Genomic DNA, 25,229 nt, shown 5'->3' with positions numbered 1-25,229 from the left:
GCAGGGGTAGCGTTACCCCTGCCAGGAGGCCGCGGGGATGATGTCGTGCGTGAGGGCGAAGCGGGTCAGGTCGGCCCGGCGCCGGGAGCCGACCTTGTCGCGCAGCCGGTCCAGATGGGAATGGACGGTGTGCTCGCTGATGCCCAGCCGGGCGGCGATGGCGTGGTCCGTCTCCCCGTGCGCGATCAGCTCCAGGATCTGCCGCTCCCGATGCGTGACATGGCAGGCCGGCTCGGTGTCCGGACGTACGGCGAGAGCCGCGGAGACGTACGAGCAGCCGTCGGCCACCAGCCGGACGGCGGCCAGCAGTTCGGCCTCGTCGGCCTGACGGCTGAGGCAGCCGCGGGCGCCCGCGCGCATCGCGGGCACGGCGTGGTTCTCCCGCACGGAGCAGAAGACCAGGACCCTCGCACCGCCGCCGACGAGCCGCCCCACCACCTGTGCCAGGCAGACGGGGGTCAGCTGGAGGTCCACCAGCGCGACGTCACCGGTTGCGAGAGCACGCGCCGCCTCGTCGGCCGACCGGGTGGCGAGGACGAGCGTGAGCCCCTCGGCGCCTTCGATCGCCCGGGCCACGCCGCTGCGGAGGAGCGGACAGTCGCCTACGACGGCGACCCTCCTCGCTTCCGCCCGCATCGCCACCTCGCTCCGCCCGGGCCGCCGCCCCCGGCGGCGGACATGGCCTCAGAGCTCCAGTGTTGTGCCTCCGGGGCGGACCGGCATGCGGAGGGCGGTACGACCGTCGTGGGGTGTCCGGGTCAGCGCAGGCTCGTGCGGCGGCCCGACAAGGCGATCAGGGCGAGCACGGCGAGCAGGATGGCGGCGAACCAGGTCATGACCGTGACCGAGGAGAAGCCGAGGGTGGCCACCCCGATGCCGATCGCCGGGATGGTCAGTCCGAGATAGGCGATGAGGAACAGGCCGGCCAGCGCCTCGCCGCGGTGCTCCGGCACGGCCAGGGCCGCGACGGTGCCGAGGGAGGCCTTGAACAGCACGCCCGCCCCGATGCCGGCGACCACACCGCCCGCGAGGAAGGCGGCGAGGTCGGCGGTGTGCATACCGGCGACGAGCGTCACCACGCCGACCGCCTGGGCGGCCTGCCCGAGGCGGCTCTTCGCCGTGGTGGACAGGCGTGAGGTGAGGCTCTGCGCGGTGGCGGCGCCGCCGAAGACCATGAAGACGATCGCCCCGGCCAGCGCGCGGGAGGGGTGGTGCAGGGTGCCGGCCACGAAACCGGGGGCGACGGAGGTGAACAGGCCGAAGACCGCGAAGGAGGCGAAGGCGCCCGCGGCGGCGACGAGGTAGCCGGCCCGGTCGCCGGTGTCGAGGCTGATGCGCTGCGGGCGGTAGGAGGGCCGCACGAACTGCTCCTCGACCGTCTCCGGCGCCAGCGCGACGGCGACCATGGCGAGCACCAGCAGGACGGCGAAGACGAGGTACGGGGTGCGCAGGGGCACGGCGACGAACTGGGCGAGGAGTCCGGCGACGAGGGCGCCGACCCCGAGGCCGCCGATGTTCGCGCCGGTCGACACCAGCTCGAAGCGCTGCGTCGAGGCCTGCGGACGGTGGGCGGCGTGCAGTTCCTGGAGGTGGGCGGTGGCGGTGGCGGTGATCATCCCGACCCCCAGCCCGGTGATGAAGCGGGCGGCCAGCAGCACCGGCAGCGCGGTGCCGGTGAGGAAGAGGACCGCGGCGAGCAGTTCCAGCGCGAGCGCCGGCAGCAGGATCTTCTTGCGGCCGACCCAGTCGGAGACGTGCCCGGCCAGCAGCAGGCTGACGACGACACCGACCGCGTAGACGGCGAACACGACGGTGACCATGAAGGTGGAGAAGCCGTCGCGTGCCGTGTAGAGCGGGTACAGCGGGGTGGGAACGGTGGAGAACGCCATCGCGGTGAGGAAGGCGAACGCGACGAGGCCGAAGCCGATGCCGTGGCGCCGGGCGCCGGCCCGGGGCCGCGTCGCCGTGCGGCGGGTCGGGGTGACGGGCCGGTGCTGGGTGGACGCCGTGTGGCTCACGGGAGCCTCCAACCGAAGAAGGTGGGTGAACGCTGAACAGTCTTGCGCGGCCCGATCATCGCGTCCAACGCAAGTAGAAGACCGTCACCATCTCTCTGAGAGATAGTTGGGCGCATGGAACTGCGCCAGCTCGAGTACTTCGTCGCCGTCGCCGAGGAGAAGAACTTCACCCGCGCCGCCGCCCGGCTGCACATCGTGCAGTCCGCGGTCTCCGCCACCATCAAGGCCCTGGAGCGCGAACTGGGCGCCCCGCTGCTCGACCGCAACTCCAAGCGGGTGCTGCTCACCGACGCCGGCGCCGCCCTGCTGCCGCGGGCCCGCGCCACCCTCGACGCCGCGCGCGAGGCCGCCGATGCCGTCGCCGAGGTCCACGGCGGACTACGCGGCACCCTCCGCCTGGGCACGCTCACCTCGGTCCGTCTCATCGACCTCCCGGCACTGCTCGGCGAGTTCCACCGACGTCATCCCGGTGTGCTGCTCCAGACCTCCGCGGCGCAGTCCGGCTCCCAGGGCCTGGTCGACGCCCTGCTGGAGCATCGCCTGGACCTCGCCTTCGTGTCCCTGCCCGGCCCACCGCCGGCCGGCATCAGCCTGATCGACCTCGGCTCCTCGGTGCTCGACCTGGTCGTCCCGGTGGGCCATCCGCTGGCGGAGCGCGACAGCGTGCCGCTCGCCGAACTGGCCGGCCTGGACTTCGTCGACTCCCCGGCGGGATACGGCAACCGGGCGGTGGTCGACCGCGCCTTCGCCGCCGCCTCCCTGGCCCGCCGCGTCGCCGTCGAGATCACCGACATCGGCACCGGCGTGGACTTCGTCCGCAACGGACTGGGCGTCGCCCTGCTGCCCCGCTACTTGCTGGGCGACGCACCCGGGGTGGTCACCCTGACCGTCGACGACGCGGACCTGGAGTGGCCGCTGTCCCTGGCCGCCGCGGCCGACCGCCGCCCCGGGGCAGCGGCGCGAGCGATGGTCGCGCTGGCCCGCGAACAGGTCGCCTGACCGGCGCCGGTCAGGCGACCTGTTCGCGCCGCGTCACCCGTGGGGCTTGGGCGGTGACGGCTTCACGTGGTGCGCCGACGTCCGCGTACGACAGCTGACGCACGACCAGGTGAAGGTCTCGCCGGCCTGCTGGGGCGTCAACACGGACGCGGCTCGCTTCCTGGGCGGCAACCCGCCGCAGCAGGACGAATACCGGCTCGCAGCCCGACGCGGAGGGCCACCTCGCCATCACCGTGCCCCGCACCGCTGCCTGAGAGGCGTGCGACTGATCAGGGGGTTGCGGTGGTGTCCAGGGGTTCGACGCCGGCGTCGCGTGCCAGGGCGAGGAAGCGTCGGAGGGTCTCGGCCGGCATGTCGAGGCCCTCGCACGCGGACGGCTCGTCGCCGAAGACGCGGACCGCCTCGGCGACGGCGACGGCCAGTTCGGACTCCGCCTTGCGGACCTTGCCCTCGGCCTTGTCCACCACGTCGACCGCGAGCAGCTGGCGGCGCTGCCGTTCCTGAAGCCGCTGCTTGCGCGAGAGGGACTTTTCGGGGGTGTGCACTGTCATGACCAAGATCATAGTGGCACGCGGGGACGGCATGCTTTCCCCCAACTCACGTCCACTGCCCTCCCGTTGAGGCGCATATGGTGACGGCTTACGGCTTACGTGCGAGGCCGCCGTGCTCGGCCACGATCTCCGGAGCGGGGGTACCGGGCTCCGGCCGCCACTGCGTGACCGAGACGACGCCGGGCTCGATCAGTTCCAGGCCGTCGAAGAACGCGGTGATCTCGTCGACGGTGCGCAGGTTGTACGGCACCGCGCCGCTGCTGTTGTAGGCGTCCTGGGCCTGCTCGAAGACCGGGTCGATGCCGCGCGAGCCGTCGTTGATGGAGAGGTAACTGCCCGAGGGCAGGGCGCTCATGAGGCGGGTGACGATGGAGCGGGCCTGATCGAGGTCGGCGACATGGCCCAGGATGTTGCTGAGGATCAGCCCGGTGGGCTGGTCGAGGTCCAGCGTCTTCGCGGCTTCGGCGAGGATGCGGTCCGGGTCCGTGACGTCGGCGTCGATGTAGGCGGTCGCGCCCTCGTGGGTGGAGTAGAGCAGGGCGCGGGCGTGTGCCAGGACCATCGGGTCGTTGTCGACGTAGACGATCCGGGCCTCGGGGGCGATCTGCTGGGCCACCTCGTGGGTGTTCTGCGCGGTCGGAAGCCCGGTACCGACGTCGAGGAACTGTCGGATGCCCGCCTCGGAGACCAGATACGTGATGGTGCGGCGAAGGAAGGCGCGGCTGCCGCGGGCGATGGTGACGATGCCGGGGAAGACGGCGGTGTAGGCGTCGCCGGCCTCCTCGTCGACGGGGTAGTTGTCCTTGCCGCCGAGCCAGTAGTTCCAGATCCGGGCGGAGTGCGGCACCGACGTATCGATCTTGTGGTGCTCTGTCGGTTCGGGCGTCGTCACTGGGTCAGTCATGAGTCACGTCAGTCTTTCAGCGAGGTGTGGTCCTTCCGGCGCCCAACCTACGTCTGAACTCCCTTTTCCCGCGCGTCTGTTCGGGCATCCAGGTCGATCGGACCGAGTGACGTGGGCAGAATCCGCTCGGTTCCAGCATCCTGTGGTGGGCCGCGCACAAGGCGAGGCCCCCAAAGGCTCCTCAGGAACCAGCGGCAATGCACACAACCCGAGGAGAGCAGTGACCCGTTGGTCCGCCGCCCTGACCGAGGCCGGCATCACCGACCCGCAGCTGAGGCGCTCCTACGACGCCCAGCGCAAGCTCGTGCGGCGCAACCGCCGTGAGGAGTATCTGGCGGTCAGACTGCTGCTCCCGGCCCGGATCCACCCGGCCGTCATCGCCGCCGTCGCTTTCATGGACGAGAGCGACAGACGCGTCGACACCGGCGACATCCCCGCACGGCAGGACGCCCTCCGCACCTGGGACCGACAGACGACGGAAGCCCTGGCAGGCGGACCCACCGAGAACGGAACCCTGCGGGCCCTGGCGGACACGGCGCGGCGCCACCCGGTCCTGGGTGCGCAGGTACGGCGCTTCCTGGACGGCGCACCGGTGGAAGCCACCTGGTCCGGCTTCGCGACCGACGCGGACTTCCAGGACTACGTCGACCGCTACTCCCTGCCCGCCCTGATGCTGACGGCCTCGCTGATCGGCCCGGAGCCGGACGCCGAGCACCACGACCGGTTCCGCCACGGGTGCCGTCGCCTCATCGAGGCGATGCAACGCACCGACTTCCTGGCCGACCTGGGCGAGGACGTCGACCAAGGCCGCGTCGGCATCCCCAAGGACGAACTGGAGCGACACGGGCTGGACATCGACGGACTGCGCGACAGGCCCGAGGAATGCGCCCCGGCGCTGGCACGCCTCGTCGACGAACAGGCGGCGCGCGTGGACGCCGTGCTCTCGGAGTGCCGACGCCTGCCGGAACTGGTCGCCCCGCCGTACCGCCCCTTCCTGGACGCCCTGATTTCGGTCCAGGTACTGCGACTTGATGCCGTGAAGCGCCACCGCGCCACCCTTCTGCACACCGGAGCGAGCCCGGCGAGCGCGGCAGCGCTGCGCATTCTGTGGCGGGGTTATCGGGCGAGGTGAGTCAGTGGGGCAGCGGGGGCAGTGGTGCCACGCCTTTCCGCCCGTGTTGTGGATGAACCGCTGCAGCACCTTGAGGGTGGTCAGGTATTCCTCGTCGGAGACGCCGGCGTGCCGTTCCGTCCAGAGTTCGCCCTGAAGGGCGGCCGCCTTGTCGTAGAAGGCGGATGCGGGTGACGACGGCCTTGTAGGGCGCCCAACTCCAGTATCCGATGGGCTGCTTGATCAGCTCGGTGTCGCTGTGCGAGTACTCCATGTCAGGGATCTCTTCGTTGGCCCGCTCGGTTCGACCGGATCGACCGTAGAAGCTCAACTTGACTTGAGGTCAAGGGCCGCCCGGCAGGGAACGACGACGCCGGCACCGGGAAAATGCTTCGCCGTCCGAGTCGGGTGGATGACAGGGTGCGGCGCATGGCACCCCAGTTCCAGATCCGCGCGGACTACGACGCCGACACGATCGTGGTCTACCAGGCGTACGCACCTGCCATAGCCGACGCCGCACTGCGCGCCGGGCGCTTCGTCGCGCCGTACTCGTTCCATCGTATGACCTGGATCAAGCCCTCGTTCCCGTGGCTGATGCACCGCAGCAACTGGGCCCGAAAACCGGGCCAGGAGCGCGTTCTCGCCGTACGGATCACCCGGCTGGGCTGGGAGGAGGCACTGTCCCGGGCCGTGCTCACCACCAGGGATCCGGCAGCCGTGGGCCGGGCGGCCGTACATGTCCAGTGGGACCCGGAACGCTCGGTGCGTGGAGCCGCACTGAACCACTACAGCATCCAGGTCGGCATCGGCCGCGACCTGATCCGCACCTTCGTCGACGACTGGATCGTCGGCCTCACGGACCTCACTCCCCAGGTCCGCAAGGCCGCGGCGCTGACACAGAGCGGGCACGCGGCCAAAGCCCAGCGGCTGCTCCCCGCGGAGCGCCCGTACCCCCTGTCGCGGACGCTGGAAAGTCGCCTCTGCCAGGGGAGATGACGGCCTAGCGGCACACGGGCCGGCGGTCGTGCCGGTCACCGTGTGCCGGTCCTGGTGACGTGGTGGGTCACTGTGGCGCCGCTCCAGAAGTGGACCACCCGGCTCTTCAGCGAGGCCTCATCCGCGATGCGGGGCCGCCCCCTTCTGAACAGCACCTCCAGCCAAGTCCGTATCGAGTACCGATCCTCGATTCCGTCCGCAGTCTCCTCGCCGCTGCTGATCATGTCGCTCCCCAGGCCCCCAGCGATGAGTTCTGCCGTGGCGTCCCGTCTGAATCCACGGACCCGCTCCACCACACCCCCGAGGAGAGCACCGTGACTGCCACCTACACGTACGAGGCCGAGCAGCGGATGGTGCTGGGGGCCAACACCTATCGCACGTTTGCGCAGGTCCTGACTCCAGTCTTCGAGAAGGTAGGACGTGACCCCTGGGTCGCCCGGATGATGGACCTGCCCGCGACGGTGGTGTCGAACAGCCTGGTCGACCGCGTCCAGGTCACGCTCTTCCCCGTGATCACCGGCCGGACCGATGGACTCCCGGTCTTCCGAGACGCGGCCGGCTTCGACCTCGACCTGCTCGAGAGCCGCACTCTCGACGGCAACATCCGGGAACTGATCTACCGGCCCACCCTGCACGCCTGAAGCGGCCGAGGCAGCCGAGGGGCCGCGCCGGGAACACCCGGTCCGGTCGGCGAGGTTGCACGGACACAGGGGCCGGCGCCGCACGGACGGGGAACACGGAGACCACGAGGTCGTCCGCGCCACCGGGATCCGGCCCCCAGGACCGCGGCACACCCGCCGCACTGCTTGGATGATCCACACATATTTCTCCAGGAGGACTCCATGACCAACCGGCCCTTGACGCTCATGGCAGTGCACGCCCACCCCGACGACGAGGCCACCGGGACCGGGGGAGTCCTCGCGCGGTACGCGGCGGAAGGAGTCCGCACGGTGCTCGTCACCTGTACCGACGGCAGTTGCGGTGACGGACCGGGGGGCGTGAAGCCGGGCGATCCCGGGCACGATCCGGCGGCGGTCGCCGAGATGCGCCGACAGGAACTTCACGCGAGCTGCGAGGTGCTCAAGATCAGCGACCTGGAGATGCTGGACTACGCCGACTCCGGAATGATGGGCTGGCCGAGCAACGACGCCCCCGGATCCTTCTGGCGGACCCCGGTCGAGGAAGGCGCGGCCCGACTCGCGGAGCTCATCCGTCATTACCGTCCTGACGTGGTCGTCACCTATGACGAGAACGGCTTCTACGGCCACCCCGACCACATCCAGGCCCACCGCATCACGATGGCGGCGCTGGGGATGACCGAGCTGACCCCGAAGGTGTACTGGACGACGGCGCCGCGCTCGATGATGCAGCGGTTCGGCGAGGTCATGCGCGAGTTCGCAACGGACCTGCCGGAACCGGACCCCGAGGAGGCCGCCGCTCTCGCCGAGATCGGTCTCCCCGACGACGAGATCACCACGTGGGTGGACACGACCGGGTTCAGCGACCAGAAGTTCGACGCCCTGGCCGCGCACGCCAGCCAGGGCGAGAACATCTTCTTCCTCAAGATGGGTAAGGAGAAGTTCGGCGAGTTGATGGGCATCGAGACCTTCGCCCGCGTGCGGGACACCACGGGGGCGGCCGTACCGGAGAACGACCTTTTCGCCGGGCTGCGCTGATCCGCCCGCCCCTCGCTTCGACAAGCGCTGCCGCCGTGCTGGTCCTGTTCCTTGGGGTGGGAGGTAGCTTGGTGGAGGAGGCCTTCGAAGGAGGGCGATGGGATGCCATGGTTCGTGTGGCTGTTCCTTGCCGCGACGCTGGGCGTCGCGGAGTTCTTCACCCTGACCCTGGTTCTGGGGCTGTTCGCGGGCGCGGCGCTGGTCGCCGCGGTGGTCGCCGGTGTGGGCGTCGGGACCCTCGGACAGCTCGTGGCGCTCGGCGCGACGGCGGCGGCGGGCCTGCTCCTGGCCCGCCCCGCCGCCCTGCGGTACATGGCACAGCCGCCGGTGATGCGTGACGGCAGCGACGCGCTGATCGGCAGACGCGCCGAGGTCGTGCAGGAGGTCACCGCGACCCGTGGCCTGGTCAGACTCGGCGGCGAGGAATGGACCGCGCGGGCCTTCGACGAGAGTCATGTGATCCCGGTGGGGGCCCTGGTCGACGTGATGGAGATCCAGGGCGCCACCGCCGTCGTCTACCCTCGCGAGCTTCTTCCCTGAGCGGCTGAACGCAGAGCTGCGGCTGAACGCAGAGCTATGGAGGCACTGTGGAACCAGTTGTCATCAGCATCGTCGTGGCGGCCATCGTCATCATCTTCCTCGTCGCCTCCTCGGTGCGGATCGTCCCGCAGGCGCGCCGCTACAACGTCGAGCGGTTCGGCCGGTACCGGCGCACCCTGCAACCGGGGCTGAACCTGGTGCTGCCGATGGCGGACCGCATCAACACCAAACTCGACGTGCGGGAACAGGTCTATTCGTCCGACCCGCGGCCGGTCATCACCGAGGACAACCTCGTGGTGAACATCGACACCGTGCTCTATTACCAGATCACGGACCCGCGGGCGGCGGCCTACGAGGTCGCCGACTATCTGCAGGCGATCGACCAGCTCACCGTGACCACGCTGCGCAATGTCATCGGCAGCATGGACCTGGAGGAGACGCTCACCTCGCGCGAGGAGATCAACTCCCGGCTGCGGGCCGTCCTCGACGACGCCACCGGCAAGTGGGGCATCCGGGTCAACCGCGTGGAGATCAAGGCCATCGACCCTCCGCACACCATCAAGGAGGCGATGGAGAAGCAGATGCGGGCCGAGCGGGACAAGCGCGCGGCCATCCTGCACGCCGAAGGGGAGCGCCAGGCCAAGATCCTCACGGCGGAGGGCACGAAGCAGAAGGACATCCTGGAGGCGCAGGGTGCCCAGCAGGCCATGATCCTGCGGGCGGACGGCGAGGCGAAGGCGGTGGAGCTGGTCTTCCAGGCCGTGCACCGCAACAACGCCGACCCCAAGGTCCTGGCCTACAAGTACCTGGAGACGCTGCCGCACCTGGCGAGCAGCGACAACAACACGTTCTGGGTGATCCCGGGGGAGCTGACCGAGGCGGTACGGACCGTCACCCGCGCCTTCGGGGACGACGGCGCGTCGACGGCTCCCGCTCCCTCCGCGGAACCTGCCGCCGGTGCCGCGGAGGCGCCGGGCGAGGCCCGCGGCCCCGAGCTGGAGGCGGGCTCGTCGCTGCTGCTCGACGCCGCCGCGGCCGCCGACGAGGCCGAGAAGCAGGCCGCAGCGGCGGTGAGCGACGCCAAGGCGGAGGCCGAGGCCGCGCAGTCGCCGCAGGTGCCGCGCCGGGCGTAGCACTACGGCGATCCGGCGCGCCGGACCGGGAATGAACGGCTGGGGGGCCGCGTTACAGACACTGCATGACATGACCGGGTCAATCGGCCCGGTGATGGTGGAAGGAGAACCTCATGGCACGCAGCACCGCGCGGCCCGTGGTCAAGCTCAGGTCGACAGCCGGCACCGGAGTGACCTACGTGACCCGCAAGAGCCGTCTGAACGACCCCGACCGGCTCGTCCTGCGCAAGTACGACCCGGTCGCCGGCCGGCACCTGCTGTTCCGCGAAGAACGATGACCACCGCCTCGGCCGCCGACCGAGGCACACCAAGGAGGCACCACCCATGAGGCCCGGCATCCACCCCGTCTCCCGCCCCGTCGTCTTCCGCGACCGCGCGGCGGACTTCCGACTGCTCACCCACTCCACGCTCGACGCGCAGGACACCGTCGAGTGGGAGGACGGCAACATCTACCCGGTCGTCGACGTGGACATCTCGTCCGCGAGCCACCCGTTCTACACCGGCACCTCGCGGATCATGGACACCGCGGGCCGCGTGGAGCGCTTCGAGCGGCGCTACGGCCGTACGGCTCCCGCCCGTCACTGACGGCGCCCGAGCCCTCGTCCCCACTGGAAGGAGACCGCTGTGAAGGTGCGTAATTCCCTTCGCTCCCTGAAGGCCAAGCCCGGCGCCCAGGTGGTCCGCCGACGCGGGGTGACCTTCGTGATCAACAAGAAGGACCCCCGCTTCAAGGCCCGCCAGGGCTGACGCCTCGGCTCTCGGCTCCACAGCAGCCCGGCACCGCACAGACGGTGCCGGGCTGCGCTGTATGCGATCCGCGCGAAAGCCCGCGTCAGACGCCCTTCAGAACGCGATCAAGCGCCGCCCGGCCCACAGGCCCCCAGTGCGGCTTGCCGCCGGGAAGGCCCCGATCCCCGTTCCGTCCCATGAGCATCAGGAAGAGGCACTTCATCGCGGCCAGTCCGCGGGCCCGCAGGATCGCGGCGTCGTCCGCACGCCCGTACGCGTCGAAGAACCGTGAAGCCGCGCCCGCCGGCAGCAGTACCCATGCGGCGGCGAGATCCCACGCCGGATCGCCGGCGAACATGTCACCGAAGTCGACGACGCCCGAGAGCGTTCCGTCCGCGACGACGACGTTCGCGGGATGCAGGTCGCCGTGCACCCACACGGCCGGACCCTCCCACGCGGCAGCCGCGACGGCCTCGTCCCAGACGGCCCGGATCTCGGCCGCGAGGTCGTCGTCGGGGGCCACGGCCTGGAGGAAGTTCTCGAAGCCGTCCGTGCAGTCCCTGGGGTGCGCGCCACGGTCCCGGGCGACCGGTGCGTCGGCCGGCGCCGCCACATGGAGCGCCCGGAGGAAGCCCGCCAGGGTGTCGGCCGCGTGCGCACCACGGCTGATCGAGCCGAGGTCCAGCGGCTCACCGGGAACCCACGTCATCACGGTCCAGTGCTTCGGGAACCGCGCGGACGGCTGGCCGAACCGCACCGGAGTCGGCACCGGCAGCGGCAGGCGCGGAGCCAGCACGGGCAGCCACCGCCGTTCCTTGAGTTGCAGCTCCGGGGTGGGGTCCATGCGCTGCATGCGTACGGCCAACTCGTCCCCGAGACGCCACATCTGGTTCCCCCAGCCGCCCGCCACCTCGCGGACGGCCAACCCGGCGAGGTCCGGATGCTGCTCCCGCAGCAGATCGCGGACCAGGTCCGCGGTGATCTCGATCTCCGTGTCGGTCATACGAAGCGACAGTACCGAGACGGCACGCGGAGCGGCGCCCGCTCTCCGGAACGGCCGACCGCACGTGCCTAGGGTCGGCACAACGACCGGATACGGATGTCGAGAACGTGCCACCGGCTCCGTCCCAGGGACAACAGCGGCCACCACCGGCCGCACGACGAAGGAGGAGAAACCGTCATGGCGATTCAGCGGATGGACAACGTCGGCATCGTCGTCGAGGACATGGACGCGGCCGTCGCGTACTTCGTGGAACTCGGTATGGAGCTGGAGGGCAGGGGGGAGGTCGAGGGCCTCTTCGCCGACCAGTGCACCGGGCTCGACGGCGTCCGCTGTGAGATCGCGATGATGCGGACCCCCGACGGGCACAGCCGACTCGAACTGGCCAAGTACCGCAGCCCGGCGGTGATCGAGGACGGCCCGCGCAACCGGCCGCACAACGTTCTGGGCACGCACCGCGTGATGTTCGCCGTCGACGACATCGAGGACACCGTCGCCCGCCTGCGCCCGCACGGCGCCGAACTCCTCGGTGAGATCGCCCGCTTCGAGGACAGCTACCTGCTCTGCTACGTCCGAGGCCCGGAGGGAATCATCGTGGGACTGGCCGAGCAACTGGGCTGAACCCTCCGGTGCTGCTGCTCAGCCTCCGTCGGGCCGCCACAGCCAGCGCAGGGCGTCGGGGAGCAGCACACCGCCGTGGTTGGGGCTGTGGCCGCCGTCGCCCAGGACGAGCCGGAAGTCGTATCCGGCTTCCGCGAGTGCGGCCGCGACGCGCAGGTTCTGGGCCAGCCAGTTCGCATCCGGTGCGTTCCAGCGAAGGTCGCGATGGCCGGCTTGGAGGAAGACGCGCAGCGGTTTGCGGGGGGTGCGCAGGATCAGCTCGGGGTAGGGGTTGCCGCCTGGCATCTGCGGGAAGCTGGACAGGTACCCGATGACGCGGCGGAACCTGTCCGGGCGCAGCCACGCCGCGGTGAAGGCGCAGTTGCCGCCGCTGCTGCCTCCGCAGATGCCCCACCGGTCGGGATCCGCGGCGATCGTGTACCGCCGTGTGACCTCGGAGACGATCTCGTCAAGGAGGAAACGGGCATAGCGGTCGTCGAAGGCGTCGTACTCGGTGTTGCGGTTCTTCGGGTCCTCGCGGTCAGGGGCGACGCCGGGGTCGACGAACACGCCGATGGTGACCGGGATGTCGCCGCGATGCACGAGGTTGTCCAGGACGATCCCGCCGCGGACCTGGCCCTCGGGGTCCAGGTACCACCAGCCGTCCTGGAACACCATCAGCGACGCCGGTTGTGCGGGGTCGTACGCGGCGGGCACGTGGACCCAGAACTTCCGGGAGGTGCCCGGGTAGATCGCGCTGTCGGTCCAGTCGAACTCGAGTGTCTCGCCGGCCGGCACGCCGGGCTGGACGGCCGAGTCGGGGCCGTAGGCGTAGCGGACGTCCGACTGGTCGACCGGAAGCGGCTGGAAGGGCACCTCGATGCTCACGCGGGCCAACCTAGGAGAGATCACGAGCGCTCTCAAACGGGTTGTTCGTCATCGAGCGCCCCGCCGAACTCCGCGGCATACGCGGAGGTGCCGGGCTTGTGCGCGAGGTCAGGCCGGTGCCGGTGCCGCGGTGTGTTCCAGGCGGACCATGACGCTCTTCGACGTAGGTGTGTTGCTGATGTCGGCGACGCTGTCGAGTGGCACCAGGACGTTGGTCTCCGGGTAGTAGGCGGCGGCCGAGCCCGGGGGAGTGGGGTAGCCGACGACCCGGAAGGCTTCCGCGCGGCGTTCGACGCCGTCGGACCAGACGCCGACCAGGTCGACGAGGCTGCCGTCCGCGAGGCCGAGGTCGGCGAGGTCGGCCGGGTTGACGAGGACCACGCGCCGTCCGCCCTTGATGCCGCGGTAGCGGTCGTCCATGGCGTAGGGGACGGTGTTCCACTGGTCGTGCGAGCGCAGGGTCTGCAGGACGAGGTGACCCTTGGGCGCCTGGAGCAGGGTGAAGTCGTTGACGCTGAAGACGGCCTTGCCGCTCGGGGTGCGGAACTCCCGGGAGTTGACCGGGTTGGGCAGCCGGAATCCGCCGGGGCGGCGCACCCGCTCGTTGAAGTCCTCGAAGCCGTCGACGACCCGGGCGATGCGGTCGCGGACGAGGTCGTAGTCGGTCTCGAATTCCGCCCACGGGATGTCCGGCGAGGAGCCCAGCACCTTGCGGGCGAGGCGGGTGATGATGGACACCTCGCTCATCAGGTGCGGGGACGCGGGGGCGAGGCGGCCACGGGTGGCGTGGACCTCGCTCATGGAGTCCTCCACCGTCATGAACTGCTCGCCGCCCGCCTGGAGGTCGCGGTCGCTGCGGCCCAGCGTGGGCAGGATCAGCGCGGTGCGTCCGCACACCGTGTGCGAGCGGTTGAGCTTGGTCGAGATGTGCGCGGTCAACCGGCAGGTGCGCAAGGCCTGTTCGGTGACGTCGCTGTCCGGTGTGGCCCGGACGAAATTGCCCGCCACGCCGAGGAAGACCTTCGCGTGTCCGTCGCGCATGGCCCGGATCGAGTCCACGGAGTCCAGGCCGTGGCGGGTGGGCGGGGTGAAGCCGAACTCCCGTTCCAGGGAGTCAAGGAAAGCCTGCGGCATCCGCTCCCAGATCCCCATCGTGCGGTCGCCCTGGACGTTGCTGTGTCCGCGCACCGGGCACACGCCCGCGCCCGGGCGGCCGATGTTGCCGCGCAGCAGCAGGAAGTTGACGACCTCGCGGATGGTGGGCACGCCGTGCTTGTGCTGGGTCAGGCCCATCGCCCAGCAGACGATGACGCTGCGGCTGGCCAGCACCCGCTCATGGACCCGCTCGATCTCGTCCCGGGTCAGCCCGGTGGCCTCCAGCACGGCATCCCAGGAGGTCTGCCGGATGTGCTCGGTGAAGGCGTCGTAGCCGGTGGTGTGGGCGTCGATGAACGCGCGGTCCAGGACGGTGCCCGGCTCCTTGTCCTCGGCCTCGACCAGCAGCAGGTTCAGCGCCTGGAACAGGGCGAGGTCACCGCCGGGCCGTATCTGGACGAACTGGTCGGCGATGTCGGTGCCGCGGCCGATGACGCCGCGGGCCTTCTGGGGGTGCTTGAAGCGCAGCAGTCCGGCCTCGGGCAGCGGGTTGACGGCGACGACGTGGCCGCCGCGGCGCTTGGTCTCCTCCAGCGCGGACAGCATGCGCGGGTGGTTGGTGCCCGGGTTCTGGCCGACGACGAACACGAGATCCGAGTCGTAGAGGTCGTCGAGGCTGACGCTGCCCTTGCCGATGCCCAGGGTCTCGCCCAGGGCCGAACCGCTGGACTCGTGGCACATGTTGGAGCAGTCGGGGAGGTTGTTGGTGCCGAAGGCCCGCGCGAACAGCTGGAGCAGGAAGGCGGGTTCGTTGGCCAGGCGGCCGGAGGTGTAGAACAGCGCCTCGTCCGGATGGTCCAGGGCGCGCAGTTCACCGGCGAGGAGGTCCAGCGCCTCGTCCCAGCCGATCGGCTCGTAGTGGGTCGCGCCCTCGCGCAGCACCATCGGTTCGGTGAGGCGGCCCTGCTGGTTGAGCCAGTAGTCGGACTTCCGGCTGAGCTCGTCCACGGAGTGCCGGCGGAAGAAGTCGACGGTGACCCGGCGGGAGGTGGCCTCGTCGGCGATGTGCTTGGCGCCGTTCTCGCAGTACTCGTTGCGGTGGCGCTTCCCCGGGGCGGGCTCGGGCCAGGCACAGCCCGGGCAGTCGAACCCCTTGGTCTGGTTGATGTTGAGCAGGGTCAGCGCGGTCCGCTTCGGCGAGGTCTGACCCAGCGCGTACTGCAGGGCGTGCACGACGGCGGGAGCGCCGGTGGCCCAGGTCTTGGGCGCCGACACCGACAGCCCGTCCTCACTCGGTTCGTCCCCGTCGAAGTCCCGCATCACGCCACGCCCCTTCCGCCCTGTCCTCCCGCCCACTCTTCGCCCGTGCGTCGGCCCAGGTCAAAGCGGTAGTTCCGATCACGTGAGAGGCGTTGCCGATCAACCCGGTGGAACGGCGGACCCCCGATGCCGACGTGCCGCGGGCCATGGATCATGGGCAGGGTGCTGCTGCGCCAACTCGAATACCTCGTCGCCCTCGCCCGCGCCCGCCACTTCGCGAAGGCGGCGCAGGCCTGCTACGTCTCCCAGCCGACCCTGTCCGAGGGCATCCGGAAACTGGAGGACGAACTCGGCGTGCCCCTCGTGCAGCGGGGGCGGCGGTTCGAGGGGTTCACTCCGGAGGGCGAGCGGGTCGTCATGTGGGCCCGGCGCATCCTCGCCGACCGGGACGCGATGCAGGGCGAGCTCCAGTCCCTGCGGGCCGGGCTGAGCGGACGGCTGCGCATCGGCACGGTGCCCACCGCGGCCACGGCGGTCGCCCTGCTGACCCAGCCGTTCTGCGCCGCCAACCCTCTCGCCACCGTGCAGGTCTTCGCCGACCTGCGGTCCGAGGACATCATCAACCGGCTCCGGACGTACGAACTCGACGCCGCCGTGACCTACTACAGCACCGTCGCCGCACATGATTTCAAGTTCGTGCCGCTCTACCAGGAGCGGTACGTCCTGCTGACCCGGCGCACCGCCCCCGAGTCGGGCCCGGCGGAGATCCCCTGGGCGGACGCCGCTCACCACCCGCTCTGCCTGCTGCACCCCGGGATGCAGGGGCGTCAGGTCATCGACGCGGCGTTCGACTCGGTGGGCGTGCGGGTCACCCCCAGAGTGGAGACCGACTCGATCGCCTCCCTGTTCGCGCAGGTCAGGGCCGGACACTGGGCCAGCGTCGTACCGCACGCCTGGCTGCATGTCTTCGGCGTCCCGCCCGGCATGCGCGCCGTCCCGCTGGTGGACCCGGTGCGCACCGAGCGGATGGGCCTGGTGCTGCCCGCCCGTGAACCGGTCTCCCCGATCGGCCAGGCCTTGATCGACGTCGCGGACCGCGCCGTGATCGCGGCGACGCTGGAGGGACTGCCGGACTGAGGGCGCCGTCCCGTGGGTGCGGGAGCGGCGCCGTCCGGTAGTGCTTCTCATGCGACCGGGAAATCGAAATAGGTGTCCGGGTAAGGCTCGTCGGCGAGCGTGTAGTGCCACCATTCACACTCGTACGCCCTGAAACCGCAGGTCTCCATGAGGGAGCGCAGGTGCTCGCGGTTCCGCGTCTCGACGGGCTTGATCCCTGGTGCGCCGTGGTGCGAGACGGGGTCCATCAGGTCGTGGCCGCCGCCCATGGGCACGAGTTCACCGGAGGCCAGGTCGTAGAGCGTGAGGTCGACGGTGCTGCCCCGGCTGTGGCCCGACCTGGTGGCCACATATCCCTTCTCGAACATCTGGGCCCTGTCGATTCGGGGATAGTGCCGACGCTTGGTCCGGCCGTCCTCCGGCTGCCGCGACCAGCGCAGAAAGCAGTCGACCGCGTGCTGCGGGCGGTAGCCGTCCCAGAGCAGCAGCCCGAACCCCCGTGACGCGGCCTTCTCTTGCGCCTTCTTCAGGGCCGCGCAGAGAGCCGTCGTGCCGACGACTCGATTGACGAGGTAGCCGTCCACCGGTTTGCCGGTGAAGTTGTCCCAGGTGGCGTACTTGGCGTCCCAGCGTATTCCGGGCGCCACGTCGTCCACGAAGAGGAAGTCGCCCCTCATCGACTCCATCGGCTTCATCGGAGCTTCCCCGTCAGGGCGAGGGAGATCGCCCGGTCGATGACCTCGGACAGCGGCAGTCCGGCGGCCGCCATCATCCTCGGATAGCGGCTGTAGGAAGTCATGCCGGGGAAGGTGTTGACCTCGTTGAGGACTATTTCTCCGTCCTCCTTGAGGAACATGTCCACCCGCGCGAGCCCGCCGCAACCCAGGGCGCGGTACACGGCCTTGGCCGCTTCCTGGACGCGCAGACGTGACGCCTGCGGAATGTCGGCGGGCACGATCGCCGTGGAGTTGTCGGAACCGGTCTCCGGCGTCTCTTCCTGGTGGATCCTGAAGAACCCGTGCGAGAGCGCGATCCGGTCCACCTCGCCCGCCACGAGCTGCGACCCGGCGCCGAGGAGGGCGCAGCCGATCTCGCTGCCGACGACGGCCTCTTCGATCAGCACCTTCGCGTCGTACTGCCGTGCCGCTTCCAGCGCGCCCGGAAGTTCCTCGGCCCCCGACACCTTGGTGACGCCGAAGGACGACCCCGATCGGGCCGGCTTCACGAAGACCGGATAGGTGAGTCCGGCGGGATCGATGCTCTCGCCGTCCGTGACGGTCCGGAATTCGGGCGTGGCGATTCCCGCGCTTCGGGCGACGAGGTAGGCGAGGGATTTGTCCATGCAGAGGGCGGAGCTCTGGACGTCGCAGCCGACGTAGGGGATGCCGGAGAGTTCCAGCAGGCCCTGCATCGCACCGTCCTCGCCGAGGCTGCCGTGCAGGACGGGCAGGACGACATCCAGCCGGATCGTGTCGTAGCGGCCCTGATCCAGTGTGAGCAGCCCGTGCACGTCGCTGTCCGGAGACAGCACGACGGGGCGGCATTCGGCGTTCTCCCATTCCGCGTCGGGCCCGTCGCAGAGCCTCCAGGCGCCGCTCTTGGTGATCCCGATGTAGAAGGGTTCGTATTTCTCGGGATCGAGGTGGCGGGCCACCTCACGGGCGGACTTGAGGGAGACGGGGTGCTCCTCGGAACGGCCCCCGAAGACGACGCCGACCTTCAGCCTAGCCATGCTGGATCCTGCTTTCGAATGTCAGACAGTTGGTGAGGGAGTTCGCCACGGCGTCGCGCAGGGCACGGTCCGTGTAATACGCGGTGTGCGGGCTGATGACGGCGTTCGGGAGTTCCTGCAGCCGCAACAGGGCTTTGCTTTCCAGGGGTTTGTCCCGGCAGTCGGCGTAGAAGATGCCTTCCTCGCCCTCGACGACATCCAGCGCCGCGCCGCTCAGCCTGCCGTTCTCCAGTTCCTGAACGAGGGCGTCCGTGTCGATGAGCGCACCCCGTCCGGTGTTGACGATCAGCGCGTCGTCCTTCATCTGCGCCAGGCGCTGCCGATTCAGCAGATGGTGGGTGGCGGCGGTGAGCGGGGCATGCAGCGTGACCAGGTCGCTGCGCCGCAGCAATTCATTGAGCGGTACGTACTCGACACCGGAACGGGGGCGGTTGTCATGAGCGAGAATGCGGCAGCCGAAACCACGCAACCGGTCGATGACGGCGGTTCCGATGCGGCCCGTTCCGATCACTCCGACGGTCAGATCGCGCAGCTCTCTTCCGCGGACATCGCTCAGTCGGTAGTCGTGCAGGTCGGTACGGCGGACGAGGGACTTCGCGTCCCGCAGCGCCATCAGCATGAGCATCAGCGTGTAGTCGGCCACGCTGTCCGGTGAGTAGGAGACGTTCTCGACGACGATGCCGATACCGGCCGCGTATTCCACGTCGATGTGGTTGCAGCCGATACTCCGGGTGGATATGTATCTCACGCCGAAGCGGTCGAGCGCGCGCAATGCGGCCTGCGTGACCGGAGTTTTGTGGCCGACGCTGATGCACCGGCTGCCGGAGGCCAGTTCGGCATTGGCTTCGGACACCGGCGCGGTGATGATGGCCGGCTGCACACCGAGACCGGGTGCCAACTCGCCAAACAGAACAGCTTCGTCCGGGCCGCACCCGTAGACGGTGATGCGGGTCGTTTCGCTGTGGGTCATGCCGTCAGTCAAGACGGGCCGCTGTTGCCGGAACGTATGGGGTTTTCGATATGCCCGCGATACGTCCAACTCCTTTGACTGGAGGCATGACTTGTACAACACCGTGCCTGACCTCCGGGGAGTCGGAGTGATCCCGCTGAGCCTCGGCGAGATCGCCGAAATCGTCGGTGGAAAAGCCGAGGGCGACAGTTCCTTGACCGTGACCGCGCCGGCCGTGCTCGACAGTCGGCGAGCAGAGCCGGGCGGCCTCTTCGTCGCCTTCGACGGCGAGCGTGCCGACGGCCACGACTTCGCCGAACAGGCCGGGCAGGCCGGTGCGGTGGCCGTGCTCGGCTCCCGGCCGACGCCGCTGCCCACCGTCGTCGTCGAGGACGCCCGCAGCGCGTTGCAGCTGCTCGCCGCCGCGGTCGTGGCCCGGCTGCGCGACCGGCTGACCGTCGTCGCGGTGACCGGCTCACAGGGCAAGACCGGCACCAAGGACCTGCTGGCGGCCGTGTTCTCGGCCGCGGGACCGACGGTCGCCACGGTCGGCTCGCTCAACAACGAGCTGGGTGTGCCGCTCACCATGCTGCGCGCCGGCCCTGCCACCCACTTCCTCGTCCTGGAGATGGGAGCCCGCCATCTCGGCGACATCGCCGCGCTCACCGCCCTGGCCGCGCCCGACATCGCCGTCGTCCTCAACGTCGGCGTGGCCCATATCGGGGAGTTCGGGTCACGCGCCGCCATCGCCAGGACCAAGGGCGAACTGGTGCAGGGGCTCGCGCCCGGCGGGACCGCCGTCCTCAACGCCGACGATCCCCGGGTCATCGCGATGCGTGCGCTCACCGACGCTCCGGTACTGACCTTCGGCCGGGCGGCCCACGCCGACGTACAAGCACACGACCTGGCGCTCGACCGGCTCGGCCGGCCGTCGTTCACGCTGCGCACCGGTGGCGCCTCGGCTCGGGTCACGCTGCCGCTCGTAGGCGCCCACCAGGCACTCAACGCGTCGGCCGCCGCGGCGGCGGCACATGCCGCCGGAGTTCCCCTCGACCTGGTCACGACGGCCCTGGCCACCGCCTCGCTGTCACCCCGGCGGCTGGAACCGCGCGACCTCGCCTGCGGGGCGATGCTGCTGGACGACTCCTACAACGCCAACCCCGACTCGACCCGAGCGGCCCTGGACGCCCTGGCGGCCGTCGAGGGCGGGCGCCGGATCGCCGTGCTCGGCGCCATGCTCGAACTCGGTGACGACAGCGAGGCCGAGCACCGTGCCGTCGGGGCGTACGCCGCCGCGCGGGCCGACGTGGTGGCCGTCGTCGGCGAGGCCGCCCGGCCGATCGCCGTCGGCGCGGGAGAGCGGGCGGTGGTCCTCGCCGGCAACGACGCGGCCGTCGTCTGGCTGCGCGAGCGCGTCACCACGGGCGATGTGGTCCTGGTCAAGGCGTCGCGCGGGGCTCGCCTCGACGAAGTCGCCGCCGGGCTCTAGTTCAGCGTCCGCGTCGCCTCATGTAGAGGTCGAAGGCCCGGTACACCATCGGCCGCAGCGGCAGGTCCCACTCGCCGACGTACCGCACCGCCCGGCCCCCGGTGCCGACCTTGAACCGGACCAGGCCGACGTGCGGGTCGTCGGCGTCGAGGGTCGGGGTGATGCCGCGCAGGTCGTAGACGTCGCAGCCGGCCGCGAGCGCGTCGCGGATCATCGCCCACTGGCAGGCGTTCGAGCCGCGCACCTCGCGCTTGTCGGTGGCGGAGGCGCCGTACGCGTACACCGCGTGGGCTCCGACGCGGACCAGGACGGTGGCGGCGACCAGGTCGCCCTGGTGGTGGGCCAGGTAGAGCTTGATCCGCTCGGGGGCCTCGGCGCTCAACGCCGCGAACATGGTCTCGAAGTAGCGCAGCGGCCGGGGCGTGAAGCGGTCGCGCTCGGCGGTGTGGACGTAGAGGTCGTGGAACGCCTTGAGGTCTGCCGCGCTCCCGTCGCCGACCGTGACCTCGACGCCCTCCCCGGCCGCCTTCTTGATGTTGCGGCGCCACTGCTGGCTCATGCCCCTGAGCAGCTCGTCCTCGGTCCTTCCCGCCAACGGGACCTGGTACTTGAACTGCGGATGCCCGACCCCGAATCCGTCCTGCGGGTTCTGCGGCAGCCACCCCGCGTCCTTGAGTGCGCCGCTCACGCGGGCGCCGCCCGGATCGCCTCCCTGTCCTGGCAGGTCGGTCAGCCGCCGGATGCCCGGGTCGGCGATGCCCTCCTTGACCTGGGCGGCGCTCCAGGCATCGGTGACCACGGGAGGGCCGAGCCGGATCGCGAACGCGCCGTGCTCCTTGAGATACGCCGCCAGCGGATCGAGCCACGCACCGATGTCGCCGCTCCAGTCGATGACCGGGCCCTCGGGCAGATACGCCAGCGTGAAGCGGTCGAGGCGCGGCACCGGTCGGTGCAGGACGAGCCCGGCACCGACCATGCGGCGGCCTTCGAACCAGCCGAGGGACTCGCTGCGCCACTCGGTCTTGACGCGGCCCCACGCCGGGGTCTGCAGAAAGCTGACCGACCGCTGGGACCGTACGAACGCCAAGTGATCGGCGGCGCCGATCGGCCGGACGACCGGGTTTCCGGTTGCTGCTGCTCGTACTGGTGCGCTGGAGGACATGCGACCAGCCAAGGTGGCGGGGTGTTGCTCGCGCGTATGCAGTTCTCGATACGCGGACGATATGCGCGCCCTCGTAGCCTCGACGTATGTGTGTCTCCATGCTCATCGCCACCGCTCCGAGGGCCGGCAGACGTCCCCAGGCAGCGCGGTGGAGGTGGTGACCGTGGGCAGGCCGCCGGGGTTGAGCGTCCGCCTCAAGCTCACCCTCAGCTACGCGGGATTCCTCCTGCTGGCGGGTGCCCTGCTGCTCGTCGCCGTAGGAGTCTTCCTGCTGCGACAGGGGTGGTTGGAGACCAATGAGGCGGGTGCGGTGAGGGTGACTCCCGGCACCCTCTTCGTGCGCGGGTTCGCCCCGACGGCGGGCGCGATGGTGGTCTTCCTGCTGGTGTTCGGCTTGTTGGGAGGATGGATCCTCGCCGGACGCATGCTCGCTCCCCTGGACCGGATCACCCACGCCACCCGCACGGCCGCCGCCGGATCGCTGTCCCACCGGATCCGGATGCCGGGCCGCAGGGACGAGTTCCGCGAACTCGCCGACGCCTTCGACATGATGCTCGCGCAGCTGGAGGCGCACGTCGCGGAACAGCGGAGGTTCGCCGCCAACGCCTCGCACGAGCTGCGTACCCCGCTGGCGATCTCGAAGACACTCATCGACGTCGCCCGCGCCGATCCGCACCACGACACCGGCGAGCTCGTCGAGCGCCTCCACACCGTCAACACCCGGGCCATCGACCTCACCGAGGCGCTGCTTCTGCTCAGCCGGGCCAACCAGCGGTCCTTCACCCGAGAACAGGTCGACCTGTCCCTGGCCGCGGAGGAAGCGGCCGAGACACTGCACCCGCTCGCGGAGAAGCACGGCGTCACGCTCGAGACCAGCGGGGACATCGCCCCCACGAGCGGTTCCCCCGCCCTCCTGCTGCAACTCGCCATCAACCTCGTGCACAACGCGATCGTCCACAACCTGCCCGAACGGGGCACCGTCCGGGTCCGTACGAGCAACCGCCCCCACTCCGCGGTGCTCACCGTCGAGAACACCGGCGAGCAGCTCACGCCCCGCCGTGTCGCGACCTTGACCGAGCCCTTCCAGCGGGGCACCGAGCGCATCCACACCGACCAGGCGGGCGTCGGCCTGGGCCTGGCCATCGTCAAGACCATCACCGAGGCTCACGACGGATCCCTGACGCTGACCCCGCGCCCGGGCGGCGGGCTGTGCATCACCGTGGAGCTGCCGGCGGCGTCGGGAGGGTGACGCCTGAGCCGCGGATGTCCGGGCCGCTTCCTGATCGGTCTCGCGGCGCTCAGCCTGCAGTCCGGCGCAGCGCCTGACTCAACCCAGTCGCACCGGAAGTGCGGCCAGCCCGCGCAACAGGGTGCTCGTGCGCCAGGTGAGTTCCGCCGGCTCGGTCGCCAGTGCGAGCGCGGGACGGTGGTGCAGGAGCAGACGTACGGCGACCGAGGCCTCCAGCCGGGCCAGCGGGGCGCCGAGGCAGTGGTGCAGGCCGTGGCCGAAGCCGAGATGGCCTTGGGGGCGGCGGGTGATGTCGAAGCGGTCGGGGTCGGGGAAGTAAAGGGGGTCGCGGGAGGCCGCGGCGAGTGAGACGAGGACGGCGTCGCCGGCGGCGATCGAAGTTCCCGCGAGATCCAGAGGTTCGGCGGCGAACCGGAACGCGGTGGTGTGCACCGGCGCGTCGTGGCGCAGCGTCTCCTCGACGGCGGCCTCGGTCAAGTCCGGTGTGTCGCGCAGGAGTTGGTGCTGCTCGGGGTGGGTGAGCAGGTTGTGGAGGGTGGCCGAGATCAGGTTGACCGTGGTCTCGTGTCCGGCGACGAGGAGCAGGAAGGCCATGCCGAGAAGTTCGTCGCTGTCGGGTGCGTCGGGGCCGTGGGCGAGATCGCCGAGCAGGGTTCCCTCGCGGCCGGTGAGCTCGGTCAGGCAGCCGGTCAACGCGGTCGCCGCCGCGGCCGCCGCTTCCTGCGAGGTGGGCATCACCAACTCGTTCGACCAGGCGTGGAAGGCGGTGCGGTCCTCGACCGGGACACCCAGCAGGTCGCAGATGACGGTGACCGGCAACGGCAGCGCGTACCGGGCGACCAGATCCGCCGTGCCCCGTCGCGGGAGTACGGCGATCAGCTCCTCGGCGATCTCCTCGACCCGCGGCCGCAGTCCGGCGACGCGCTGCGGGGTGAAGTGTCCGGCGACCAGTTTGCGGAGCCGGGTGTGCTGGGGCGGGTCGCTCTGCAGCATGTTCCGCCCGAGGGCATGGCCGCCGTCGCTCCGCCAGGACGCGGAGTGCCGGATGTCGTTGCGCAGCCGCGGATCGGTGAGCGCGGCGCGGGCGACCTCCCGGCTCACGACCAGCCAAGCCTCACCGCTGCCGGGTATGTGGACGCGGCGCACGGGGTGTGTGAGTTGCTCCTGCGGGCCTCTCAGCCCTGCCACGCCGCTCCCACCGTCGCCGCGGCCCTGGTCGCCTGCGCGTGGCCCGCGAGCGCCGCGGCCACGCGGTGGGCGTCGGAGGTCAGATCGCGGCCCATGGCCCGGCGGGATGCGGCGTCCGGGGTCAACAGGCTGACGGTGGCGCCCTCGGCGGTGAGGTCCATGGCCTGTCGCGAGGCGCTGGGGTGCGGTCCCACGGCCTTGTCGACCGGGGCGACGGCCAGTACGCGGTCGTAGCCGCGGGCCAGGTGGAGGTTGGCGGTGGAGCGGGTGCCGCCGTCCATCCAGTGCTGTCCGGCGGCGGCGACGGGTGCGAGGACCAGCGGGACCGCGCAGCTGGCGGCGACCGCGTCGACCATCGTGAGGCCGGAGTCGGAACCATGGACGGCCACGACGCCCGTACGGGCGTTGACCGCGGCCAGCCGCAGATCACGGGCGGGCCAGTCCTCCGCCCCGCGCAGCACCTGTCGTACGAGAGTGCGCGCGTCGGCACCGGAGCGTGCCCCCAGCGCGGCGCGCCCCAGGCGCCGTATCGACCGCTCGGGGTCAAGGGAGCCGAGCGCGGCCCACAGGAAGCGGAGAGTCTGTGCCGTCGTGACGTCCAGCAACAGCCGGTCGGTACCGGTGAGTTGGCGTTCGTACAGTTCGCGAGGTGGCTCGCCGTGCGCGAGCCGGGTGCCGAAGACGGCCCCGGCGGAGGTGCCGATGACGACGTCGGCACGGGCGAGGTCGACGCCGGCGTCGGCGAGCCCGGCCAGCACCCCCGTCAGCCACGCACCGCCGACCGGACCTCCGCCGCCGAGCACCAGTGCCGACTCGCCCATGCCATGCCCCCCCATCGGAAATG

General features: G+C 70.5%; 27 protein-coding genes and 2 pseudogenes. 14 read left to right on the top strand and 15 right to left on the bottom strand.

Going from position 1 to position 25,229, the window contains the following annotated elements:
* Nucleotides 1–12 precede the first annotated feature (12 nt).
* Both CRP56_RS01870 and CRP56_RS01865 read right to left on the bottom strand, forming a co-directional pair.
* Nucleotides 13–636, bottom strand: a complete 624-nt coding sequence (locus CRP56_RS01870; RefSeq protein WP_097259667.1) for a LuxR C-terminal-related transcriptional regulator — start codon at nucleotides 634–636, stop codon at nucleotides 13–15.
* Between the two features lie 122 nt (nucleotides 637–758).
* Entirely contained in the window at nucleotides 759–2,018 is a 1,260-nt protein-coding gene (locus CRP56_RS01865) for an MFS transporter (RefSeq protein ID WP_257039981.1), read from the bottom strand.
* Nucleotides 2,019–2,132: 114 nt separating this feature from the next.
* Between CRP56_RS01865 and CRP56_RS01860 the strand changes: the two genes are divergently transcribed.
* Complete coding sequence (locus tag CRP56_RS01860; protein ID WP_097259666.1) at nucleotides 2,133–3,017, top strand: LysR family transcriptional regulator; 885 nt, start codon at nucleotides 2,133–2,135, stop codon at nucleotides 3,015–3,017.
* Between the two features lie 269 nt (nucleotides 3,018–3,286).
* On the opposite strand, the gene CRP56_RS01855 is transcribed toward CRP56_RS01860, so the two are convergent.
* Entirely contained in the window at nucleotides 3,287–3,568 is a 282-nt protein-coding gene (locus CRP56_RS01855) for a hypothetical protein (protein WP_257039980.1), read from the bottom strand.
* Nucleotides 3,569–3,656: 88 nt separating this feature from the next.
* Nucleotides 3,657–4,472 (bottom strand): SAM-dependent methyltransferase, encoded by an 816-nt coding sequence (locus tag CRP56_RS01850; protein WP_097259664.1) that lies wholly within the window; start codon nucleotides 4,470–4,472, stop codon nucleotides 3,657–3,659.
* Nucleotides 4,473–4,692: 220 nt separating this feature from the next.
* Between CRP56_RS01850 and CRP56_RS01845 the strand changes: the two genes are divergently transcribed.
* Nucleotides 4,693–5,604 carry a phytoene/squalene synthase family protein gene (locus CRP56_RS01845; protein ID WP_097259663.1) on the top strand — a complete coding sequence of 304 codons (912 nt, stop codon included), beginning with the start codon at nucleotides 4,693–4,695 and terminating at the stop codon, nucleotides 5,602–5,604.
* A 21-nt stretch (nucleotides 5,605–5,625) separates the two neighbouring features.
* Here the strand turns inward: CRP56_RS01845 and CRP56_RS48200 are convergent.
* Nucleotides 5,626–5,857: pseudogene (locus tag CRP56_RS48200) on the bottom strand (MarR family transcriptional regulator); the annotation flags it as partial.
* 155 nt (nucleotides 5,858–6,012) lie between these two features.
* On the opposite strand from CRP56_RS48200, the gene CRP56_RS01835 reads away from it, so the two are divergent.
* On the top strand, nucleotides 6,013–6,579 hold the full coding sequence (locus tag CRP56_RS01835; RefSeq protein WP_097259662.1) for a DUF4291 domain-containing protein: 567 nt from the start codon (nucleotides 6,013–6,015) through the stop codon (nucleotides 6,577–6,579).
* A 35-nt stretch (nucleotides 6,580–6,614) separates the two neighbouring features.
* Here the strand turns inward: CRP56_RS01835 and CRP56_RS01830 are convergent, their stop codons facing one another.
* On the bottom strand, nucleotides 6,615–6,803 hold the full coding sequence (locus tag CRP56_RS01830) for a hypothetical protein (protein ID WP_143664884.1): 189 nt from the start codon (nucleotides 6,801–6,803) through the stop codon (nucleotides 6,615–6,617).
* A 108-nt stretch (nucleotides 6,804–6,911) separates the two neighbouring features.
* Here CRP56_RS01830 and CRP56_RS01825 point away from each other — a divergent pair.
* From CRP56_RS01825 to ykgO, 7 genes and pseudogenes are all read left to right on the top strand, one after another.
* A pseudogene (locus tag CRP56_RS01825) lies at nucleotides 6,912–7,220 on the top strand (dihydrofolate reductase family protein); the annotation flags it as partial.
* 201 nt (nucleotides 7,221–7,421) lie between these two features.
* Nucleotides 7,422–8,255 (top strand): PIG-L family deacetylase, encoded by an 834-nt coding sequence (locus CRP56_RS01820; RefSeq protein WP_097259660.1) that lies wholly within the window; start codon nucleotides 7,422–7,424, stop codon nucleotides 8,253–8,255.
* 102 nt (nucleotides 8,256–8,357) lie between these two features.
* Entirely contained in the window at nucleotides 8,358–8,795 is a 438-nt protein-coding gene (locus CRP56_RS01815) for an NfeD family protein (protein ID WP_097259659.1), read from the top strand.
* 47 nt (nucleotides 8,796–8,842) lie between these two features.
* A complete protein-coding gene (locus tag CRP56_RS01810) occupies nucleotides 8,843–9,928 on the top strand; it encodes an SPFH domain-containing protein (RefSeq protein ID WP_097259658.1) in 1,086 nt (361 codons plus the stop codon).
* A gap of 113 nt (nucleotides 9,929–10,041) precedes the next feature.
* Nucleotides 10,042–10,206: a 50S ribosomal protein L33 gene (gene rpmG / locus CRP56_RS01805; protein ID WP_059193627.1), complete on the top strand. Its 165-nt coding sequence runs from the start codon at nucleotides 10,042–10,044 to the stop codon at nucleotides 10,204–10,206.
* 46 nt (nucleotides 10,207–10,252) lie between these two features.
* A complete protein-coding gene (locus tag CRP56_RS01800) occupies nucleotides 10,253–10,513 on the top strand; it encodes a type B 50S ribosomal protein L31 (RefSeq protein WP_097259657.1) in 261 nt (86 codons plus the stop codon).
* Between the two features lie 39 nt (nucleotides 10,514–10,552).
* Nucleotides 10,553–10,675: a type B 50S ribosomal protein L36 gene (gene ykgO, locus CRP56_RS01795; protein WP_014669332.1), complete on the top strand. Its 123-nt coding sequence runs from the start codon at nucleotides 10,553–10,555 to the stop codon at nucleotides 10,673–10,675.
* Between the two features lie 85 nt (nucleotides 10,676–10,760).
* On the opposite strand, the gene CRP56_RS01790 is transcribed toward ykgO, so the two are convergent.
* Nucleotides 10,761–11,660, bottom strand: a complete 900-nt coding sequence (locus tag CRP56_RS01790) for an aminoglycoside phosphotransferase family protein (protein ID WP_097259656.1) — start codon at nucleotides 11,658–11,660, stop codon at nucleotides 10,761–10,763.
* Between the two features lie 177 nt (nucleotides 11,661–11,837).
* Here CRP56_RS01790 and CRP56_RS01785 point away from each other — a divergent pair, with 177 nt between their 5' ends.
* Nucleotides 11,838–12,278 carry a VOC family protein gene (locus CRP56_RS01785; protein ID WP_097259655.1) on the top strand — a complete coding sequence of 147 codons (441 nt, stop codon included), beginning with the start codon at nucleotides 11,838–11,840 and terminating at the stop codon, nucleotides 12,276–12,278.
* An 18-nt stretch (nucleotides 12,279–12,296) separates the two neighbouring features.
* Here CRP56_RS01785 and CRP56_RS01780 read toward each other — a convergent pair whose 3' ends face one another.
* Nucleotides 12,297–13,145, bottom strand: a complete 849-nt coding sequence (locus CRP56_RS01780; protein ID WP_097259654.1) for an alpha/beta hydrolase — start codon at nucleotides 13,143–13,145, stop codon at nucleotides 12,297–12,299.
* Between the two features lie 108 nt (nucleotides 13,146–13,253).
* The gene (locus tag CRP56_RS01775) at nucleotides 13,254–15,560 is read right to left on the bottom strand and encodes an FdhF/YdeP family oxidoreductase (protein WP_097259653.1); all 2,307 of its coding nucleotides are present in this window, start codon (nucleotides 15,558–15,560) and stop codon (nucleotides 13,254–13,256) included.
* Nucleotides 15,561–15,722: 162 nt separating this feature from the next.
* Between CRP56_RS01775 and CRP56_RS01770 the strand changes: the two genes are divergently transcribed.
* On the top strand, nucleotides 15,723–16,637 hold the full coding sequence (locus CRP56_RS01770; RefSeq protein ID WP_097273614.1) for a LysR family transcriptional regulator: 915 nt from the start codon (nucleotides 15,723–15,725) through the stop codon (nucleotides 16,635–16,637).
* A gap of 47 nt (nucleotides 16,638–16,684) precedes the next feature.
* On the opposite strand, the gene vanX is transcribed toward CRP56_RS01770, so the two are convergent.
* From vanX to CRP56_RS01755, 3 genes are read right to left on the bottom strand one after another with little or no spacing between them, the layout of a single operon-like run.
* A complete protein-coding gene (vanX, locus tag CRP56_RS01765; RefSeq protein WP_097273612.1) occupies nucleotides 16,685–17,293 on the bottom strand; it encodes a D-Ala-D-Ala dipeptidase VanX in 609 nt (202 codons plus the stop codon).
* 14 nt (nucleotides 17,294–17,307) lie between these two features.
* On the bottom strand, nucleotides 17,308–18,348 hold the full coding sequence (gene vanA, locus CRP56_RS01760) for a D-alanine--(R)-lactate ligase (protein WP_097259652.1): 1,041 nt from the start codon (nucleotides 18,346–18,348) through the stop codon (nucleotides 17,308–17,310).
* On the bottom strand, nucleotides 18,341–19,318 hold the full coding sequence (locus CRP56_RS01755) for a D-isomer specific 2-hydroxyacid dehydrogenase family protein (protein WP_097259651.1): 978 nt from the start codon (nucleotides 19,316–19,318) through the stop codon (nucleotides 18,341–18,343). The genes vanA and CRP56_RS01755 overlap by 8 nt, the downstream gene beginning before the upstream one ends.
* Before the next feature lie 127 nt (nucleotides 19,319–19,445).
* On the opposite strand from CRP56_RS01755, the gene CRP56_RS01750 reads away from it, so the two are divergent.
* The gene (locus CRP56_RS01750) at nucleotides 19,446–20,786 is read left to right on the top strand and encodes a UDP-N-acetylmuramoyl-tripeptide--D-alanyl-D-alanine ligase (RefSeq protein ID WP_097259650.1); all 1,341 of its coding nucleotides are present in this window, start codon (nucleotides 19,446–19,448) and stop codon (nucleotides 20,784–20,786) included.
* Between the two features lies 1 nt (nucleotide 20,787).
* Here the strand turns inward: CRP56_RS01750 and CRP56_RS01745 are convergent, their stop codons facing one another.
* On the bottom strand, nucleotides 20,788–21,948 hold the full coding sequence (locus CRP56_RS01745; RefSeq protein WP_097259649.1) for a lipid II:glycine glycyltransferase FemX: 1,161 nt from the start codon (nucleotides 21,946–21,948) through the stop codon (nucleotides 20,788–20,790).
* A 163-nt stretch (nucleotides 21,949–22,111) separates the two neighbouring features.
* Here CRP56_RS01745 and CRP56_RS01740 point away from each other — a divergent pair, with 163 nt between their 5' ends.
* Entirely contained in the window at nucleotides 22,112–23,197 is a 1,086-nt protein-coding gene (locus tag CRP56_RS01740) for a sensor histidine kinase (protein ID WP_097273610.1), read from the top strand.
* Between the two features lie 78 nt (nucleotides 23,198–23,275).
* Here the strand turns inward: CRP56_RS01740 and CRP56_RS01735 are convergent, their stop codons facing one another.
* Both CRP56_RS01735 and CRP56_RS01730 read right to left on the bottom strand, forming a co-directional pair.
* On the bottom strand, nucleotides 23,276–24,385 hold the full coding sequence (locus CRP56_RS01735) for a cytochrome P450 family protein (RefSeq protein WP_097259648.1): 1,110 nt from the start codon (nucleotides 24,383–24,385) through the stop codon (nucleotides 23,276–23,278).
* Nucleotides 24,373–25,206: a patatin-like phospholipase family protein gene (locus tag CRP56_RS01730; protein WP_097259647.1), complete on the bottom strand. Its 834-nt coding sequence runs from the start codon at nucleotides 25,204–25,206 to the stop codon at nucleotides 24,373–24,375. Before CRP56_RS01730 ends, CRP56_RS01735 begins: the two co-directional genes overlap by 13 nt.
* Nucleotides 25,207–25,229 lie beyond the last annotated feature (23 nt).

It is taken from the genome of Streptomyces sp. TLI_55 (assembly GCF_900206255.1).
GTDB lineage: Bacteria > Actinomycetota > Actinomycetes > Streptomycetales > Streptomycetaceae > Streptomyces > Streptomyces aquilus.
Note: the sequence above shows the minus strand (reverse complement) of the source record. Positions and strands in the feature narration are given on the sequence as shown.

Excerpts from the sequence above, each read along its gene's own strand:
- CRP56_RS01870 (WP_097259667.1), bottom strand. The coding sequence starts at position 636 with ATGCGGGCGGAAGCGAGGAGGGTCGCCGTCGTAGGCGACTGTCCGCTC.
- CRP56_RS01860 (WP_097259666.1), top strand. The coding sequence starts at position 2,133 with ATGGAACTGCGCCAGCTCGAGTACTTCGTCGCCGTCGCCGAGGAGAAG.
- CRP56_RS01855 (WP_257039980.1), bottom strand. The coding sequence starts at position 3,568 with ATGACAGTGCACACCCCCGAAAAGTCCCTCTCGCGCAAGCAGCGGCTT.
- CRP56_RS01850 (WP_097259664.1), bottom strand. The coding sequence starts at position 4,472 with ATGACTGACCCAGTGACGACGCCCGAACCGACAGAGCACCACAAGATC.
- CRP56_RS01835 (WP_097259662.1), top strand. The coding sequence starts at position 6,013 with ATGGCACCCCAGTTCCAGATCCGCGCGGACTACGACGCCGACACGATC.
- CRP56_RS01830 (WP_143664884.1), bottom strand. The coding sequence starts at position 6,803 with ATGATCAGCAGCGGCGAGGAGACTGCGGACGGAATCGAGGATCGGTAC.
- CRP56_RS01820 (WP_097259660.1), top strand. The coding sequence starts at position 7,422 with ATGACCAACCGGCCCTTGACGCTCATGGCAGTGCACGCCCACCCCGAC.
- CRP56_RS01815 (WP_097259659.1), top strand. The coding sequence starts at position 8,358 with ATGCCATGGTTCGTGTGGCTGTTCCTTGCCGCGACGCTGGGCGTCGCG.
- rpmG (WP_059193627.1), top strand. The coding sequence starts at position 10,042 with ATGGCACGCAGCACCGCGCGGCCCGTGGTCAAGCTCAGGTCGACAGCC.
- CRP56_RS01800 (WP_097259657.1), top strand. The coding sequence starts at position 10,253 with ATGAGGCCCGGCATCCACCCCGTCTCCCGCCCCGTCGTCTTCCGCGAC.
- CRP56_RS01790 (WP_097259656.1), bottom strand. The coding sequence starts at position 11,660 with ATGACCGACACGGAGATCGAGATCACCGCGGACCTGGTCCGCGATCTG.
- CRP56_RS01785 (WP_097259655.1), top strand. The coding sequence starts at position 11,838 with ATGGCGATTCAGCGGATGGACAACGTCGGCATCGTCGTCGAGGACATG.
- CRP56_RS01775 (WP_097259653.1), bottom strand. The coding sequence starts at position 15,560 with ATGCGGGACTTCGACGGGGACGAACCGAGTGAGGACGGGCTGTCGGTG.
- vanX (WP_097273612.1), bottom strand. The coding sequence starts at position 17,293 with ATGAGGGGCGACTTCCTCTTCGTGGACGACGTGGCGCCCGGAATACGC.
- vanA (WP_097259652.1), bottom strand. The coding sequence starts at position 18,348 with ATGGCTAGGCTGAAGGTCGGCGTCGTCTTCGGGGGCCGTTCCGAGGAG.
- CRP56_RS01755 (WP_097259651.1), bottom strand. The coding sequence starts at position 19,318 with ATGACCCACAGCGAAACGACCCGCATCACCGTCTACGGGTGCGGCCCG.
- CRP56_RS01745 (WP_097259649.1), bottom strand. The coding sequence starts at position 21,948 with ATGTCCTCCAGCGCACCAGTACGAGCAGCAGCAACCGGAAACCCGGTC.
- CRP56_RS01730 (WP_097259647.1), bottom strand. The coding sequence starts at position 25,206 with ATGGGCGAGTCGGCACTGGTGCTCGGCGGCGGAGGTCCGGTCGGCGGT.